At 59.8% G+C, this 17,394-nt stretch carries 18 protein-coding genes; 6 read left to right on the top strand and 12 right to left on the bottom strand.

Translation table 11 applies throughout. The features are described from left to right. On the top strand, positions 1-1,374 hold a 1,374-nt coding region (gene acnA / locus ACTH3D_RS04840; RefSeq protein ID WP_441665818.1), incomplete at its 5' end, for an aconitate hydratase AcnA. A 141-nt stretch (positions 1,375-1,515) separates the two neighbouring features. Here the strand turns inward: acnA and ACTH3D_RS04835 are convergent. From ACTH3D_RS04835 to radC, 8 genes are all read right to left on the bottom strand, one after another. Next, positions 1,516-3,201, bottom strand: a complete 1,686-nt coding sequence (locus ACTH3D_RS04835) for an NAD-dependent malic enzyme (protein ID WP_441665816.1) — start codon at positions 3,199-3,201, stop codon at positions 1,516-1,518. 126 nt (positions 3,202-3,327) lie between these two features. Continuing rightward, positions 3,328-4,359, bottom strand: a complete 1,032-nt coding sequence (locus tag ACTH3D_RS04830; RefSeq protein WP_441665814.1) for a tryptophan--tRNA ligase — start codon at positions 4,357-4,359, stop codon at positions 3,328-3,330. Between the two features lie 84 nt (positions 4,360-4,443). Continuing rightward, positions 4,444-4,878 (bottom strand): acyl-CoA thioesterase, encoded by a 435-nt coding sequence (locus ACTH3D_RS04825; RefSeq protein ID WP_441665812.1) that lies wholly within the window; start codon positions 4,876-4,878, stop codon positions 4,444-4,446. 79 nt (positions 4,879-4,957) lie between these two features. Beyond that, on the bottom strand, positions 4,958-6,151 hold the full coding sequence (locus tag ACTH3D_RS04820; RefSeq protein WP_441665810.1) for a class I SAM-dependent rRNA methyltransferase: 1,194 nt from the start codon (positions 6,149-6,151) through the stop codon (positions 4,958-4,960). Between the two features lie 67 nt (positions 6,152-6,218). After that, positions 6,219-7,037: a bifunctional DNA-formamidopyrimidine glycosylase/DNA-(apurinic or apyrimidinic site) lyase gene (mutM, locus tag ACTH3D_RS04815; RefSeq protein ID WP_441665808.1), complete on the bottom strand. Its 819-nt coding sequence runs from the start codon at positions 7,035-7,037 to the stop codon at positions 6,219-6,221. Positions 7,038-7,156: 119 nt separating this feature from the next. Beyond that, positions 7,157-7,312, bottom strand: a complete 156-nt coding sequence (rpmG, locus tag ACTH3D_RS04810) for a 50S ribosomal protein L33 (RefSeq protein WP_027965975.1) — start codon at positions 7,310-7,312, stop codon at positions 7,157-7,159. 23 nt (positions 7,313-7,335) lie between these two features. Next, positions 7,336-7,572, bottom strand: coding sequence for a 50S ribosomal protein L28 (gene rpmB, locus ACTH3D_RS04805; protein WP_441665806.1), 237 nt, complete (start codon positions 7,570-7,572; stop codon positions 7,336-7,338). Between the two features lie 154 nt (positions 7,573-7,726). Continuing rightward, positions 7,727-8,401, bottom strand: a complete 675-nt coding sequence (gene radC, locus ACTH3D_RS04800; protein ID WP_441665822.1) for a RadC family protein — start codon at positions 8,399-8,401, stop codon at positions 7,727-7,729. A 238-nt stretch (positions 8,402-8,639) separates the two neighbouring features. Between radC and coaBC the strand changes: the two genes are divergently transcribed. Genes coaBC through slmA form a run of 5 tightly spaced genes read left to right on the top strand, consistent with a single transcriptional unit; the run spans position 8,640 to position 13,404 of the window. After that, positions 8,640-9,896, top strand: a complete 1,257-nt coding sequence (gene coaBC, locus ACTH3D_RS04795; RefSeq protein ID WP_441665804.1) for a bifunctional phosphopantothenoylcysteine decarboxylase/phosphopantothenate--cysteine ligase CoaBC — start codon at positions 8,640-8,642, stop codon at positions 9,894-9,896. A 25-nt stretch (positions 9,897-9,921) separates the two neighbouring features. After that, a complete protein-coding gene (dut, locus tag ACTH3D_RS04790) occupies positions 9,922-10,389 on the top strand; it encodes a dUTP diphosphatase (RefSeq protein WP_441665802.1) in 468 nt (155 codons plus the stop codon). Between the two features lie 53 nt (positions 10,390-10,442). Next, positions 10,443-11,840 carry a phosphomannomutase/phosphoglucomutase gene (locus ACTH3D_RS04785; protein WP_441665800.1) on the top strand — a complete coding sequence of 466 codons (1,398 nt, stop codon included), beginning with the start codon at positions 10,443-10,445 and terminating at the stop codon, positions 11,838-11,840. A gap of 39 nt (positions 11,841-11,879) precedes the next feature. Then, positions 11,880-12,794 carry an acetylglutamate kinase gene (argB, locus tag ACTH3D_RS04780; RefSeq protein WP_441665798.1) on the top strand — a complete coding sequence of 305 codons (915 nt, stop codon included), beginning with the start codon at positions 11,880-11,882 and terminating at the stop codon, positions 12,792-12,794. Positions 12,795-12,801: 7 nt separating this feature from the next. Continuing rightward, on the top strand, positions 12,802-13,404 hold the full coding sequence (gene slmA / locus ACTH3D_RS04775) for a nucleoid occlusion factor SlmA (protein ID WP_441665796.1): 603 nt from the start codon (positions 12,802-12,804) through the stop codon (positions 13,402-13,404). Between the two features lie 125 nt (positions 13,405-13,529). Here slmA and rpoH read toward each other — a convergent pair whose 3' ends face one another. The 4 genes from rpoH to ftsY form a co-directional block, all read right to left on the bottom strand. Further along, a complete protein-coding gene (rpoH, locus tag ACTH3D_RS04770) occupies positions 13,530-14,396 on the bottom strand; it encodes an RNA polymerase sigma factor RpoH (RefSeq protein WP_441665794.1) in 867 nt (288 codons plus the stop codon). Between the two features lie 152 nt (positions 14,397-14,548). Next, positions 14,549-15,520 (bottom strand): permease-like cell division protein FtsX, encoded by a 972-nt coding sequence (ftsX, locus tag ACTH3D_RS04765; protein WP_441665792.1) that lies wholly within the window; start codon positions 15,518-15,520, stop codon positions 14,549-14,551. Continuing rightward, complete coding sequence (gene ftsE / locus ACTH3D_RS04760; RefSeq protein ID WP_441665790.1) at positions 15,517-16,185, bottom strand: cell division ATP-binding protein FtsE; 669 nt, start codon at positions 16,183-16,185, stop codon at positions 15,517-15,519. Before ftsE ends, ftsX begins: the two co-directional genes overlap by 4 nt. After that, positions 16,182-17,387: a signal recognition particle-docking protein FtsY gene (gene ftsY / locus ACTH3D_RS04755; RefSeq protein WP_441665820.1), complete on the bottom strand. Its 1,206-nt coding sequence runs from the start codon at positions 17,385-17,387 to the stop codon at positions 16,182-16,184. Before ftsY ends, ftsE begins: the two co-directional genes overlap by 4 nt. Between the last annotated feature and the right edge of the window lie 7 nt (positions 17,388-17,394).

Below are 17,394 nucleotides of genomic sequence, written 5' to 3'. Positions count from 1 at the left end.
ACCAACACCTCCAACCCGAGCGTGATGATGGCCGCCGGCCTACTGGCGCGTAACGCCCTCAAGAAAGGCCTGAAAACCAAGCCTTGGGTCAAGACGTCACTGGCGCCCGGCTCCAAGGTGGTCACCGAGTATCTGGCAGCGGCAGGTCTGCAGGATGACCTCAACCAGCTGGGCTTTAACCTAGTGGGCTACGGCTGCACCACCTGTATCGGTAACTCCGGCCCGCTGGCCCAACCAATTGAGAAAGCCATTGTAGATGGCGACCTGACCGTGGCCTCAGTGCTATCCGGTAACCGTAACTTCGAAGGCCGCATTCATCCACTGAGCCCAACCAACTGGCTGGCCTCTCCGCCGCTGGTGGTGGCTTACGCCCTAGCGGGTAACATGCGCCGGGATCTGAGCAGCGAGCCAATTGGCACCGGCACAGATGGCCAGCCGGTCTATCTGAAAGACATCTGGCCCAGCCAGTCAGAAGTCGCTGAAGCGGTCGAGCTGGTCAACACCGAGATGTTCCGCAAGGAATATGCCGAGGTGTTCGACGGCGACGAGACCTGGAAGGCCATCGAGGTGCCGGACAGCAAGGTCTACGAATGGTCAGAAAAGTCGACTTATATCCAACATCCACCGTTCTTCGCCGGTATGGGCAGAACGCCGGACGAGATCAAAGACGTCAAGGATGCTCGGATTCTTGCCCTACTGGGCGACTCGGTGACCACTGACCACATCTCACCGGCAGGTTCCATCAAGCCTGACAGCCCGGCCGGGCGCTATCTGCAGGAGCGTGGCGTCAAGCCGATCGACTTCAACAGTTATGGTTCACGGCGCGGCAACCACGAAGTGATGATGCGCGGCACCTTCGCCAACGTGCGCATCAGAAACGAGATGCTTAGCGACGTGGAAGGCGGCGAGACGCGCCACGTACCTTCTGGCGAGCAAATGGCGATTTACGACGCCGCCATGCGCTACCAGGAAGAAAACACTCCGCTGGTAGTGATTGCCGGCAAGGAATACGGGAGTGGCTCAAGCCGTGACTGGGCCGCCAAGGGCACACTCCTGCTGGGCGTACGTGCGGTGATTGCTGAGTCCTATGAGCGCATCCACCGCTCCAACCTGATCGGCATGGGCGTGGTGCCGCTGCAGTTCGCTGATGGCGACAACCGCAAGAGCCTCGGCCTGACCGGCGACGAGCAGATCTCCATCGAGGGACTGTCCTCACTCACCCCTGGTGGCAAGGTCAAGGTGACCATCAAGAGCGACAAAGGTGAGCAGAGCATCGAAGCGCTATGCCGCATCGATACTGCCAACGAGCTGGAATACTATCGCCACGGCGGCATACTGCACTATGTGCTGCGCAAGATGATCGGCGCAGCGTAAGCCGCATACCTGATAGCCTGTCCTGGCAGGCCATCAGGTGATGATTATTGCTGTACAGAGTCACAGCCAAGCAAAACGCCCTGCAGTTCAAACCGGCAGGGCGTTTTTTCATCGATACTCCAAAGCTCCAGAGGCGCTTTCTCAGAACGCCCGGCGACGATAGGCCCGATAACTCGGCACCCAGCTGTTACGCTCGATGGCATCGCGCAGCTCGTGCCCGCTAGTCTTGAGGGCCACCCCCTCCTGTTCTGCCTGGGCAGCAACCTCAAAGGCAATCGATGCAGACAGCTCCCGTATATCGCGCAGCGGTGGAAGCAAAGCGCCGCCCGGCACGTCAGGTTTGAGAATCGGCGCCTCACGGGCCAGCGCACGGGACGCCGACATCAGCATCGCATCTGTCACTCGGCTGGCACCGGAAGCAACCACCCCTAGGCCGATACCAGGGAAAATATAAGCGTTGTTGCACTGGGCGATGGGGTAGCTTTCCCCTTCATACACCACCGGCTCAAAAGGGCTGCCGGTTGCGACCATGGCCTGGCCATCGGTCCAGCGGATCACATCCTCCGGAATGGCTTCGGCGCGTGAGGTCGGGTTCGAGAGCGGCATTATCAGTGGCGAGGAACAGCCCGTATGCATGGTGCGAATCACCTGTTCGGTAAAGATACCGCCCTGGCCACAGACCCCGAGCAGCACCGTAGGCTTGACCTGCTTGACGACCTCCAAAAGCCCCTGGCCGTTCCAATCGGCAACAGACTCCGGCTTATGGGCCAGCTTACGCTGAAAGTCATACAGCCAAGTCTGCTCACTGGTGACTAGACCTTCGCGGTCGACCATGTAAACCCGCTCGCGCGCCTGCGCTTCTGTCAGGCCTTCAGCCTGCATGGCCACAATCACCTGCTCGGCAATACCACAGCCGGCAGAGCCCGCCCCGACAAACACCACCCGCTGGTTGGCCATGGTCTCGCCACGCGCCTGACACGCCGCCATCAACGTGCCGACACACACCGAGGCGGTGCCCTGAATATCATCGTTGAAGCAGCACAGCTCGTCGCGGTAACGTTCGAGTAGCGGCATGGCATTCGCCTGGGCGAAGTCTTCAAACTGCAGCAGCACATTCGGCCAGCGCCGCTTGACCGCGGCAATGAACTCGTCGAGGAAGGCGTCATAATCTTCCTGGGCCACCCTTGGATGGCGCCACCCCATATACATCGGATCATCGAGCAGCGTCTGGTTGTTGGTACCCACATCCAGCGTGATTGGCAGCGTATAGGCCGGGCTAATACCACCACAGGCGGTATACAGCGCCAGCTTGCCGATAGGAATTCCCATGCCGCCGATGCCCTGATCCCCTAGCCCCAGAATGCGCTCGCCGTCAGTCACAACAATGACTTTGACATTGTCTTTGGTGGCACTGTGCAGGATATCGTCAATACGCTCACGGTCGGCGTAAGAAATGAATAGCCCACGGTGGTTACGGTAAATGTTCGAGAACTCTTCACAGGCCTGGCCGACAGTCGGCGTGTAGATGACCGGCAGCATTTCTTCAAGATGCTGGGAAACCAACCGATAGTAAAGTGTCTCGTTATCGTCCTGAATGGCACGCAAGTAAATATGACGATCAAGTGCCGTCTGGCACTGCTGATACTGGCGATAGACTCGCTCCAGCTGCTCCTCAATGGTTTCAACTGTTTGCGGCAGCAACCCCACCAGGTTGAACTCGAGGCGCTCTTCAAAGGTAAAAGCACTACCCTTGTTGAGCAGCGGCATTTCAAGCAGGGCTGGCCCAGCATAGGGAACGTAGAGTGGACGCTTGGGATCGATAGCCATTGTTTCTCTATTCCTGTGTCTGAGTGTTGCGGACCAAGACAATTATTGTATACGAAAACTGTACTCTAACATGCCAGCGCCTTGCCCATACTTCCAGCTGGGCTATCGCCCCATGACCTGTGGGTCTCAAAGATCGCTGAAGCGTCCTAAACCAACGGCTTTTCGCAACCGCTCCATGGTCGGCGCCGCCTCGTCACGTGCACGCTGCGCACCTGCCTGGAGTACCTGCTCAATATGGGCCGGATCCTCCAGCAGCGCGTTATAGCGCTCGCGGGGTTCGCGCAGATGCGCGTTGAGCACCTCGAACAGACGATCCTTGGCGGCGCCCCAACCGATGCCATCTTCATATTCACGGCGCATCTCGGCGCGCTGCCCGTCATCAACAAAGGCTGAATAGATCTGAAACAGGGTGCAACTGTCGGCATCCTTAGGCTCACCGGGCTCCAGCGAGTTGGTCTTGATCTTGCGCACCAATTTGAGCAGCTTTTTCTCGCTGGCGAACAATGGAATGGTGTTGTCGTAGCTCTTGGACATCTTGCGCCCGTCCAGACCATTGAGCACCTGAGTTTGCTCATCCACCAGTGCTTCGGGAAGCGTAAAATACTGGCTCTTGAACAGGTGATTGAAACGTCCGGCAATATCACGGGCCATTTCAATGTGCTGAATCTGATCGCGCCCCACCGGCACTTTGTTGGCGTTGAACATCAGAATGTCCGCTGCCATCAATACAGGGTAGCCGAAAAGTCCCATCGTCACGCCTCTATCAGGATCCTGATTGCCTGCTTCCTCGTTTTCGGCCACCGATGCCTTGTAGGCATGAGCGCGATTCATCAGGCCCTTAGCGCAGACGCAGGAAAGCATCCAGGTCAGTTCGGGGATTTCGGGAATATCCGACTGCTGATAAAAAATGGCATTGTCGGTATCCAGGCCCAGCGCCAGCCAGGTCGCAGCAATTTCCAGGCGCGACTCCTGCACCCGCCTGGGGTCCTGACACTTGATCAGCGCATGCAGGTCGGCCAGAAAGTAGTAGGACTGGACGCCGGGGTCCTGGCTGGCCTGAATGGCCGGACGAATAGCCCCCACATAATTGCCCAGATGGGGTGTGCCGGTAGTGGTAATGCCCGTGAGCACACGGGACTTGTCGGATAATACGGTCATGAAGGCAGAGCTCTGACTGACGTTAGAATGACTGATATGGTACCCCGCCACCCAGGCCATGGCGAACGCATCCGCAGGGCAAGGCTATTCGCTCACCAGAACGCGCCCATAGCATTGTCTGAACTCAGCAGGCAGACGTCGCGCCCGCCCGCTGGAAATCGCGATGCAGGCAAAGCGGGTACGTGCCCGCAGCAGCGTACGGCCATCAGCAGGTCGAAGCAGCTGAAAGCGCCGGTTCAGGGTCAGGCGTCCGTCGCAGGCAACGATCCAGGTGGCCAACTGCAGCCGGTCACCCTCAAGCGCTGGTGCTAGGTAGTCGAGCTCATGGCGATGCACCACCATGGCACGGTCCAGCTCGCGGTAACGGGCCAAGTCCAGGCCCAGCACGGCGGAATGTGCCCAGCTCACCTGCTCTATCCAGCGCAGGTACTGGGCGTTGTTGGCATGCCCGAAATGGTCAATGGCCGATGACTCGACCAAAAGCTCAATCACAAAAGGGGAAGGCAGGTCCCAACACATAAAGGCTGCTCTCCATTTCGCCCGTGCAAATATCTGCACCAGGCATGACAACGGGCCTAGCATGGCCGTCAGTTAAGCATCAGTCACGAAAAACGCGCACGCCCAGCGCCTTGAGATAGGCAGTTTCGGGAATCGCCGGGTGCACGGGGTGATCCGGCCCCTGGTAACCCTGGAACAGCAGCTGGGCATGGCGATCCTGATGACGGGAAGCACCACGCACCACGTCGATCAGCTTTTCCTGGGACAGGTGCATCGAGCAGGACGCCGACAGCAGCAGACCATCGCGGCCAAGCAGGCGCATCGCTTCACGGTTGAGCTTGCTGTAGGCGCGCTCGCCGGCGGGAATATCCTTGCGTTTCTTGATGAAAGCCGGCGGATCGACAACGATCACATCAAATTCTTCGCCTTCTGCCTTGAGCGCGGCCAGCACCTCAAAGGCGTCGCCCTGGCTGACCGACACCTGCGCCTGCACGCCGTTAAGTGTGGCGTTGGCCGCCACCTGATCGAGCGCCCTGGCGCTGGAGTCCACACACAGCACCTCACGGGCGCCGTTGGCGGCGGCCTGTACGCCCCAGCCACCGATGTAACTGAACACATCCAACACCCGCCTGCCGGCCACCAGGCCGTTGAGCCAGGCGCGGTTGCTGCGGTGATCATAGAACCAGCCGGTCTTCTGGCCATCCAGCACCGGCGCGCTGAAACGCACGCCGTTTTCTTCCAACAGCACTTGCTCGGGTAGCTTGCCCTTGATTACCTCAACACCGAGCTCCAGACCTTCCTGTCGCCGGCCCCCAGTGTCGTTACGCAGCACCACGCAGCCTGGCGATACCACCTTATCCAGCGCATCCAACAGCGGCTCCAGCAGAACTTGCATGCCCGCAGTATTCAGCTGCAGGACCAACACATCATCGTAGCGATCAACAATCAGGCCCGGCAACAGATCACCTTCACCGTTCACCAGCCGATAGAACGGCTTGTCGAACAGCCGCTGGCGCAGCGACAGCGCCTGCTTCAGGCGATGTACCAACAGTGAGCGGTCAAGCATCATGCCAGGGTCACGAGACACCAGGCGCGCGCAGATCAGCGACTGGCCATTGACGTAGGCAACGCCCATGGGCCTGCCATTGGCCGCTTCTACAATCACCTGTTCGCCAGGCACAAAGCCCTTGAGCGGAGTGACGGCAATATCAACTTCATTGGAGTAAAGCCACAGGTGACCGTGCTTGAGGCGACGGTCGGCGTCTTTTTTCAGGCGCAGGGTGCGTTGGGTCATGATAGGTCTCGCAGAGTCATTGAGGCAGTTAGCGCGGGGCTTTGATAATTGCTGAAACCACTACTGGTCAAGTTTGGCATTCGCCACAGTACACACTGGCCCGCTGGCCCAGCGTTACCAGCCGTAGCTCGGCACCACAGCGCCGGCAGGGCTGGCCATCCCGACCATAGACATTGAGCTGCTGAGCAAAATAGCCCGGCTCGCCGGTGCCACTGACGAAGTCTCGCAGAGTGGTGCCGCCCTGAATAATCGCCGCGGCCAACACGTCACGAATTGCTCCCGCCAGCTGCGCATAGCGCTCACGGGAAATTCGCCCGGCGGCGCGACGCGGGTCAACACCGGCCATAAACAGCGCCTCAGCGGCGTAGATATTACCCACGCCCACCACCACGGCGTTATCCATGACGAACGGCTTGACCGCCAGCTTCCGGCCTCGGGACAGCGCATACAGCAACTCACCGTCGAAGGCGTCGGACAATGGCTCGGGGCCAAGGCGCGCCAGTCGCCGGTCGGTGATCGCATCACCTTCGAGCCAGTCGACAAAGCCAAAACGTCGCGGGTCGTGATAGCGAAGTATCATGCCGTTATCGAGCACCAAGTCGATATGGTCGTGCTTTTTTGGCAGCTCACCGAGCTGTGCAATACGCAGGCTGCCGGACATACCCAGGTGCCATAACAGAGCCCCCTGACCAACCACCGGTATCAGAAGGTACTTGGCGCGCCGGCCGATTTCACCCAGGCGAGCCCCTACCAGCCGGTCGACCAGATCCGCCGGCACCGGCACGCGCAATCTCGACTGGCGCACCAGCACCTCGCACACCTCGCGCCCTTCCACATGGGGCGCGATGCCGCGACGCGTCGTTTCGACTTCAGGCAATTCAGGCATTAGGGCACTTCAGGCATGAATGAGGTACAGCTCCAGACGCAGGAACCCGACCAGCGGCCGGGTTCCTGAGCAGGCCTGGGCCTGCGGCAGAAGCGATCCAAGCTACCGCAAAAAGCGGCTTACTTGATCTTAGCTTCCTTGTACATTACATGCTTGCGAACCACCGGGTCGTACTTCTTGAATTCCAGCTTGTCCGGCGTGTTCTGCTTGTTCTTATCGGTGGTGTAGAAATGGCCGGTACCGGCACTGGACACCAACTTGATCTTGTCACGCATGAGTCTTCTCCCTGAACGAACGCTTAGACGTTTTCGCCACGCTTGCGAAGGTCGCTGAGCACTGCATCAATGCCCTTCTTGTCAATTACCCGCATCCCCTTGGAAGAGACGCGCAGCTTGACAAAGCGATTCTCTGACTCCACCCAGAAACGATGCTGGTGAAGATTCGGCAAGAAACGACGACGCGTCTTGCGCTGGGAGTGTGAAACGTTGTTACCAGTTACCGGGCGCTTGCCGGTAACCTGACATACTTTGGACATGAGAGCCTCCAACCGCTTGGCCAGGTATCGCTACCTGCTAGTGTTCAAAACCTGTCGGGCAAACCGGGACAATCCCGTGTAATTTGACCCAAGGGAATTCAAAGGCTGCACTTTATACCAGAGACGGCCGGGCCTGACAAGCAATCGAGCGGTATTATAGCAGGCCTCGCTCAGCAAAAGACACCACTTCACCATCACCAATCACAAAGTGGTCCAAAACCCGGATATCAAATAGTCCTAGCGCCTCCTTCAAGCGCTCGGTGATGCGCCGGTCGGCATCGCTCGGCTCAGCCACTCCGGAAGGGTGGTTGTGCGCAAAGATGATCGCCCCGGCGCCAAGATCCAGCGCACGCCTTGCCACCTCTCGCGGGTAGACCGACGCACTGTCCAGGGTGCCGCGAAACAGCGACTCGAAGCGCAGCACATGATGCTGGGTATCCAGAAAGAGCGCGGCGAATTCTTCATGCCCCAGGTGGCGAAGTCGTGATGCCAGATAAGCCCGCACCAGTGCCGGCGATGTCAGCGCATCACCGCGTGACAGCTGGCAGGCCAGATGACGGCGCGACATTTCAAGCACCGCCTGCAATTGCACATAGGTGGCCTCGCCGATGCCATGAGCCGCACAAAAGCGTTTGCGGTCAGCTTCCAGCAAGCCGCGTAACCCCTCAAACTCAAGCAACAGGTCCCGGGCCAGGTCCACCGCTGAGCGCCCTTTCACCCCCACACGCAGAAAGATCGCCAGAAGCTCGGCATCCGACAGCGCCTCAGACCCCAGCAACAACAGCTTTTCCCGTGGGCGCTCGCCCTCCGGCCAGTCTCGTATCGACATCTCGGCCTCCTTGCCGTGCCCCACCGCCTGTAACAACACCACTCCATGCGCTTCCACCTACAGTGTAGACACCTCTCACACAACGCGGGCAATTGCAGGGTGACATGGCGCAGACCTGTCGACGGTCAGCCCGAAGACCAGATTAGCTGTGATAGTCCTGCACCCAGCAGGGCGGTGGCTACGCAAGGCCCGCGCCAAATGGTAAGCTAGCCGCTTTGAATTCCTCTGGGATACTGCCATGTCATCAGCCTCTGGCCGTCGCATCCTGCTCGGCATCAGCGGCGGTATTGCCGCCTACAAGTCCGCCCAGCTGGCTCGCCTGCTCAAACAAGGCGGTCATGAGGTGCGCGTGGTAATGACCCAGGGTGCCCAGGCTTTCATTGCACCCTTGACACTTCAGGCGCTGAGCGGCGAGCCGGTACGAACTTCGCTGCTGGACCCTGAAGCCGAAGCCGGCATGGGGCATATCGAGCTGGCGCGCTGGGCCGAGATTATCCTGGTTGCCCCTGCCACTGCGGACCTGATGGCACGGCTGGCTCAGGGACACGCCGACGATCTGCTGACTACCCTGTGCCTGGCCAGTCCGGCGCAAAAAATCATGGCGCCCGCCATGAACCAGGCCATGTGGGCGCACCCAGCTACCGCCCGTAACGCCGAACAGCTGCGCGAAGACGGCTGGCAGCTGCTGGGACCAGACAGCGGCGAGCAAGCCTGTGGCGACGTGGGCCCGGGCCGTATGCTGGAGCCAGAGTCCATCTGTGCGGCACTGTTTGATGCAACCAGCACTTCCACTACCCCCGCCGTCGCCTCGTCAAACAGCGGACTGCACATCGTGATTACTGCCGGCCCGACCCGCGAGCCACTAGACCCGGTGCGCTATCTCTCCAATCACAGCTCGGGGAAGATGGGTTACGCCCTAGCCACCGCCGCCACCGAGCTAGGAGCCAGGGTCACGTTGATCAGCGGCCCAGTGAGCCTGACCACGCCACCCGGCGTGCAGCGCGTGGACGTAGAAACTGCTGTTCAGATGGCCGAAGCCGCCGAGCAGCTGGCCAATGGCGCCGATGTGTTCATCGGCTGCGCTGCGGTGGCGGACTACCGCGCCGAGACGCCCGCTGAGCACAAGCTCAAGAAACGTGCCGATGAGGACAGCCTGACGCTGCGCCTGGTCAAGAACCCTGACATCATTGCTGCCATCGCTGGGCGGGCCCGTAGTCCGGGCCGACCCTATGTCGTGGGCTTTGCCGCCGAAACACGCGACCTTGAGGATTATGCCCGGGACAAACTGACACGAAAAAACCTCGACATGGTAGTGGGCAACGACGTGTCGCTGGTCGGACTCGGCTTTGGCGGCGACAACAACGCGGCGTTGCTGCTGTGGCGTGACATGGAGGGCAGAGAAGGCCGCCAGGAGCTGCCACCCCAACCCAAGATCGAGCTGGCCCGAGCCATCATTCATCATGCCCTCAGCCAGCACAGCATCAACAGCCACTGATTTCGTCTTCAGGATATATCCGACTATGCCGACGTCAACCGAACGCCCGCGCCTCGCCGTCAAGTTGCTCGATGAGCGCGCCCGAGAGTTTCTACCCCGCTACGCCACCGACGGCTCAGCCGGCATGGACCTGCACGCCCTGCTGGACGGCCCGCTAACATTGGAACCGGGCGACTGCCAGCTGGTGCGTACCGGCCTCGCCATCCATATTGCAGACCCGGGACTGGCCGGCATGATCCTGCCCCGTTCGGGCCTGGGCCACAAACACGGCATCGTACTAGGCAACCTAGTGGGCCTGATCGACTCTGATTACCAAGGCGAGTTGATGATCTCGGTGTGGAACCGCGGCATTACTACCTTCACGCTGGAACCCTTCGAACGGCTGGCCCAGTACGTACTGGTACCCGTAGTACAGGCCACCCTTGAGGTCGTTGATAACTTCGAAACCAGCCACCGCGGCGGCGGCGGCTTTGGCAGCTCTGGCCGCCACTGACACCAGTTTTTACACTTCGCCCGATGGCACTCGCCCAACCTCAGGACAACTCCATGACAGCGACCCCAGCAAGCCCCGCGCCCGCATCGATCTTCCGCGCCTACGACATTCGCGGCATCGTTGATGACACCCTCACCGATACCGGCGTGGAAGGCATTGGTCGCGCCATCGGCAGCGCAGCGCTGGCACGTGGCGAATCACGCATTGTGGTGGCCCGTGACGGCCGTCTGTCTGGCCCGCGCATGCTGGCTGCCCTGACCCGCGGCCTGAACGCCGCCGGCTGCGACGTGATAGATATCGGCATGGTACCGACGCCGGTGCTGTACTTTGCCACGCACATTCTCGACGGCACCACGTCCGGCGTGATGGTCACCGGTAGCCACAACCCGCCAGACTACAACGGCTTCAAGATTGTGTTGGCCGGTGAAACTCTGTCCGGCGAGGCCATCACAGACCTGCATCGCCGCCTAGAGCAAGGTGACCTGAGCGAGGGCAACGGCAGTGTCAGCCAGGCTGACGTGCGCGAGGCCTATCTCGAACGCATTCTCAGCGATGTGAGCCTGGCCCGCCCACTCAAGGCGGTGGTGGACTGCGGCAACGGTGTGGCCGGCGAACTCGGCCCGGCACTGATCAGCCGCTTGGGTGTGGACACCATTCCGCTGTTCGCTGAGATCGATGGCACCTTCCCCAACCACCACCCGGATCCGGGCAAACCCGAGAACCTTGAGGATCTGATCAACGAGGTAAAGCGCAGCGGCGCCGATATCGGCCTGGCCTTCGATGGCGACGGCGACCGCCTGGGCGTGGTCACCCCGCTGGGCAAAATGATCTATCCCGACCACCTGATGATGGCCTTCGCCGAGGACATGCTGCAGCGCAATCCTGGCGCGCAGGTGATTTACGATGTGAAGTGCACCGGCAACCTGGCCAAGGTGATTGCCAACGCCGGCGGCACACCAGAAATGTGGCGCACCGGTCACTCCCTGATCAAGGCGCGCATGAAAGAAACCGGCGCGCTACTGGCCGGCGAGATGAGCGGCCACATCTTCTTCAAGGAACGCTGGCTGGGCTTCGACGATGGCCTTTACGGCGCGGCGCGCCTGCTTGAAATCCTGTCGCGCCAAACCCTCGACGCCGACGCCTTCTTTGCCCGCTTCCCCCAAGATATCGGCACGCCTGAAATCAACATCGACGTCACCGACGACAACAAGTTTGACCTGGTGGAAAAGCTGGCCCGGGAAGGCGACTTCGGCGAAGATGGCGTCAAGACGACGCTCGATGGTATCCGCGTGGACTACCCCGACGGCTGGGGCTTGTGCCGCGCCTCAAACACCACACCGGTATTGGTACTGCGCTTCGAAGGCCGCAACCAGGCGGCGCTGGAGCGCATTCGCCAACGTTTTGCCGACGCACTGCACAAGATTGATCCTGAGCTTGAGCTGCCGCACTAGCCTTTGTTTTTCGCCTTGTTCGCACAACAGGAACCCAAGATGACCGATTCGACCCGTGACCCTCGCCTGGTAGTGGAAGTGCTCTCCGAGGCGCTCCCCTATATCCAGCGCTTCTCCGGCAAGACCGTAGTGGTCAAGTACGGCGGCAACGCCATGACCGAGGATACACTGATCAACTCCTTTGCCCGCGACATCGTGCTGATGAAGGAAGTCGGTATCAACCCAGTAGTGGTACATGGCGGCGGACCGCAGATCGGCAGCCTGCTCGAAAAACTCAACATCGAGTCGCGCTTCGTCGACGGCATGCGCGTCACCGATTCGCGCACCATGGACGTGGTAGAGATGGTGCTTGGCGGCTTGGTCAACAAGGGTATCGTCAACCTGATCAACCAGTGTGGCGGAAAAGCCATCGGCCTGACCGGCAAGGACGGCGCCCAGATCCGCGCCCGCAAGCTACAGGTCAAGCACCAGAGCCCCGAGATGACCGCTCCCGAAATCCTGGATATTGGCCACGTGGGCGAGGTAGAGAGCATCTCCACCGATCTGATCGAGATGCTCGCCGCACAGCACTTCATTCCGGTAATCGCACCGATCGGTGTCGATGAGGCAGGCAACAGCTACAACATCAACGCCGACTTGGTTGCCGGCAAGCTGGCCGAGGCGCTGAGTGCCGAAAAACTGATGCTGCTGACTAATGTTGCCGGCCTGATGGATGCCGATGGCGAGGTGCTGACCGGACTGTCCACTGCCCAGGTCGATAGCCTGATAGCTGACGGCACCATCCACGGCGGCATGCTGCCCAAGATCAGCTGCGCGCTGGATGCCGTAAAAGGCGGCGTGTCCAGCGCGCATATCGTTGACGGGCGAGTACCCCATTCCACCCTACTGGAAATTTTCACCAATGCCGGTGTCGGCACCTTAATCACCAACACCAGCCCAGCAACCAGCGCTTGAGCACACCATGAGCGAGCCAACACCACCCAGCCGCCAGCAGCAGATCCTGCAAGGACTGGCACAGATGCTGGAAGAAGACAGCGGCAAGCGCATTACCATCGCAGCGCTAGCACGCCAGGTAGGTGTGTCCGAGGCGGCGCTCTACCGCCACTTTCCCAGCAAAGCACGGATGTTCGAAGGACTGATCGAATTCATCGAGCTGGCACTGTTCGAGCGTATCACCCGCATTCTCGACGAACACAGCGATGCCCAAGACCGCTGCAAGCACATCATGATGCTGGTACTGGGATTTACCGAGAAGAACCCCGGCCTGTCGCGGCTGTTGGGTGGCGATGTGCTGACCGGTGAAACTGCACGCCTCAGGCAACGCATCAATCAGTTGTTCGAACGCTTAGAAACCCAGTTCAAGCAGGTGCTGCGCGAAGCCGAACTGCATCAGGGCCAGCGTACCCAGGCGACGGTTTCGGCAACTGCCAACCTGCTGGTGGCAGTACTGGAGGGCCACATCTCGCAGTATGTGCGCAGCGACTTCCGCCGCCGCCCGATCGAGCACTGGAATGAGCAATGGCCGCTGCTATCTGCCCGGTTACTGAAACCCCGGCAGTCGTGACGGCTTTTTGACGCTGCCTCAGAGTCCAATGCAATCGCCCCGGTCATTGACCGGGGCGATTAGCTGTTGCTTGCCGAATTTTTCGACCAGCTTATGGCGCTGATACTCTTACGCCAGGTACGTCGTCAGGCTGCTTCAAGCTCGCCCATGCTGGCACGGACCTTGTTCATGGCGTTCTTCTCAATCTGGCGAATTCGCTCGGCAGACACACCATACATCTCGGCCAGCTCATGCAGCGTGGACTTGTTGTCACTTAACCAGCGACACTGGAGAATGTCTCGGGAGCGATCATCCAGCTCTCTCAAGGCCTGCTGCAGGCGGCTAGAGGCGTCCTCTTCCCAGTCACTCTCTTCAGCCATTAGCGCTGGGTCCTGGCTCGCATCGTCTAGAAAGTAGGCCGGTGAGCGATAGGCCGTCTCATCGTCATCATCCGGCGCACCATCAAAACCTGCATCATGGGCGGCCAGACGACCCTCCATCTCACGCACCACCTCGGGCTTGACGTCGAGATCCTTGGCAATGGCGTTCACCTCATCGCTGTTCATCCACGACAGGCGCTTCTTTGCACTGCGCAGGTTGAAGAACAGCTTGCGCTGCGCCTTGGTGGTGGCCACCTTGACAATGCGCCAGTTACGCAGCACGAACTCGTGAATCTCTGACTTGATCCAGTGCACGGCAAAAGACACCAGCCGCACGCCCTGGTTCGGATCAAAACGCCTGACCGCTTTCATCAGACCAATGTTACCTTCCTGGATCAGATCAGCCTGAGCCAGACCATAACCGTTGTAACTGCGCGCCACATAAACAACAAAACGTAAGTGTGACATAACCAGACGGCGCGCTGCTTCCAGATCGCCTTCGTCAAACAGACGAAAACCCAGCTCACGCTCTTCGTCGTCGGTCAGCATTGAGATGCCGTTTACCGCACGAATGTAGCCGTTGAGATCTTGACCCGGAGAAAGATTGCCAACCGGCAGAAGACTGGTGCTCATACGCAAATTGTCTCCTTTCATAAAAAACCTGATAACCACGTATACTTTAAGACAATGGAAAACCGATTCAGTTCCCCTGCCCAAGCAGATACATCACAGTATCACTAACTTGCACATTGGGCTCACACAACGCTGTGAGTGCTCACCAAGGTTCAGCGAGGACGAATGTTTGCCAAATGCTGGCTTACCGCAAGCCATGCACCCAACCAACCTAATATTATACTACAGCCAAGCAGTGTTGCCGAGCCAACCAGGCCCAGTCCGGGCAGCGCGTAGCTCGCACCGTAGCTGGCAGCCAGATCGCTGATCGGTATGGCCAGCCAGTCACCACCCAACGCCAGCAGTGCCAGCGCCAAAATGCCACCACCCAGACCATACCAGGCACCGCTGTAGAGAAAAGGCCGACGCACAAAGGCATGGGTCGCACCGATCAGCGTTACTACTTCGATTTCCTTGCGCCGACTCGCTACTGCCAAGCGAATGGTATTACCTACCACCAGCAGCACGCCAAGGCCAAACAGCACACCCAGCCCCAGGGTGGCGCGACGCCCAAGCTCGGCCAGCTTACGCAGCCGATCCAGCCAGGCCAGATCGAGGCGGACTTCATCAACGCCCGTCATTGCTGACAGTTCGTCGGCCAATCCGCGCATGGCCACTGGCGCCGGATCGGTCGGTGTCAACACAATCGTTGCTGGCAACGGATTTTCAGGGAGCTGGTTCAACAAGTCCCCAAGCCCTAGCGATTGCTGGAATTCCTCCATACCCTGAGACGCCGTAATCAGGCGAGTCGTCTTGATCCGGGCATGAGCATTCAGCGCCTGCTGGATGCGTCCAGCCTCCTCGTCGCCCACATCACCAGCCAGGTACACCGTCGCCGTGGCACTGGCATCAAGCTCAGCATCCAGCAAGCGCGCACCATCCAGCATCAACCACAAACCTGCCGGCAACACTAGGGCAATGGCAATTGCCAGCATGGTAAACAAGCTGCCCAATGGAGTGCGCACCAGCCGCAGTGCGCTGTCCAGGCTCACGGCACGGTGGTGCCGAATCCAGCCCCGCCAGCGGCTGGAAGCCGTGGTCCGTTGCTTGCGCGCACCGCGTCCTTGTGATGACTCCTGACTCATGTGGCCTCCTGGTCGGCGGCCAGCCTTCCGTCCCTGAGGCGCAGGGTGCGATGGCGCAAGCGTGTGATCAATGCCAGGTCATGGCTGGCAATCATTACCGTGGTACCAATGCGGTTAAAGTCTTCGAACAACCCCATGATGTCGGCGGAAAGCTGAGGGTCCAAGTTGCCGGTGGGCTCATCAGCCAGCAGCAACGCCGGTTTATTAACCACGGCACGAGCAATCCCGACCCGTTGCTGCTCACCGCCAGACAACTCGATAGGCAGCGCCCGCTCGCGGTGCAAAAGTCCTACTTTATCGAGGGCGGCTCGCACCCGCTTGGCCGACTCCCGCGGCTCCATTCCCTGAATTTCCAGCGGCAGCGCCACATTGTGGAAAATCGAGCGATCAAACAGCAGCTGGTGATCTTGAAACACCACCCCGATCTGGCGGCGATAAAACGGAATCTGGGTAGCATGTAGGGTATCGATATCGTGTCCAGCGACCAGGATCCGGCCTCGGCTGGGGCGCTCCAAGCGCATGACCAGCCGCAACAACGAGCTCTTTCCAGCGCCCGAGTGCCCAGTCAAAAACACCATTTCGCCACGCCGGATACGGAAGTTCAGCGCGGCCAGTGCCTCGAAACGCCCACCATAACGCTTGCCCACGTGCTCAAAGACAATCATTCGCCGGCATCACCGCTATCAAAGAGCGCATCGACAAACTCACGTGCTACGAAAGGCCGCAGATCATCCAGCGATTCACCCACGCCGATAAAACGGATAGGAATCTCAAGCTGCTGGGCCAGGGCGAAAATCACGCCACCCTTGGCTGTGCCGTCCAGTTTGGTCAGGGTGATACCGGAGATAGGCACCGCCTCGTGGAAGGTCGTAGCCTGAGAGATTGCGTTCTGACCGGTACCAGCATCCAGCACCAGCATCACTTCGTGTGGCGCACCGGCATCCAGCTTGCCCATCACCCGGCTGACTTTCTTGAGCTCCTCCATCAGGTGTGACTTGTTATGCAGGCGACCGGCGGTATCAGCGATCAGCACATCAACGTTCCGCGCCTGGGCTGCTGCCAGCGCGTCATACACCACCGAGGCGCTGTCAGCGCCGGTGTGCTGGGCGATCACGGGAACCTTGTTGCGCTCTCCCCAGACCTTGAGCTGCTCTACCGCGGCGGCGCGGAAGGTATCGCCAGCGGCCAGCATCACGCTGCGCCCCTCGCGCTGAAAACGCTGGGTCAGCTTGCCAATGGTGGTGGTCTTGCCCACCCCGTTGACACCGATGACCAAGATGACAAAGGGACCATCGCCCTTGGGCGGCAGTATCAGCGGCTGAGTCACACTTTCCAGCAGGGCAGCCAGCTCATCCTGCAGCGCACGATACAGCGCCTCGGGCTCCTTAAGCTCCTTGCGCGATACGCGCTCAGACAAACGCGCAATAATGCCAGTGGTGGCTTCGATGCCCACATCTGCCAGCAACAGTTGGGTCTCAAGATCTTCCAGCAGATCATCATCAATCTGCTTGCGGCCCAGAAAGATATTGGCTACGCCATCAGAAAGGTTGGCCCGGGTTTTCCCCAGCCCTTCACGCATGCGGCGAAACCAGCCACGCTTTTCACTTTTTGGCTTGTCGCTGCCGGTGTTTTCCGTGCGATCCTCAGTCTCACTGACGACTGCGGGCGCTTCAGCCTCTATAGAAGCCAGCTCTGGCTCTGGCTCTGGCGCAAGTTCAGGCAACTCATGCCCGGGCGCCTCCTGGGGCTGCCCGACTCGCTGAGCACTTTCTTCAATCGCCTCCTGAGCATCCTCTTGAAGGCGCTCCAGCTCGTCCTTTGCGGACTCATCTTCCTTGTGTTTCTTGCGTTTCAAAAAACCGAACATGGCGGGA

Source organism: Halomonas sp. (assembly GCF_052095765.1).
GTDB lineage: Bacteria > Pseudomonadota > Gammaproteobacteria > Pseudomonadales > Halomonadaceae > Halomonas.
The sequence above is the reverse complement of the archived record's forward strand: the minus strand, read 5'-3'. Positions and strand labels throughout refer to the sequence as shown.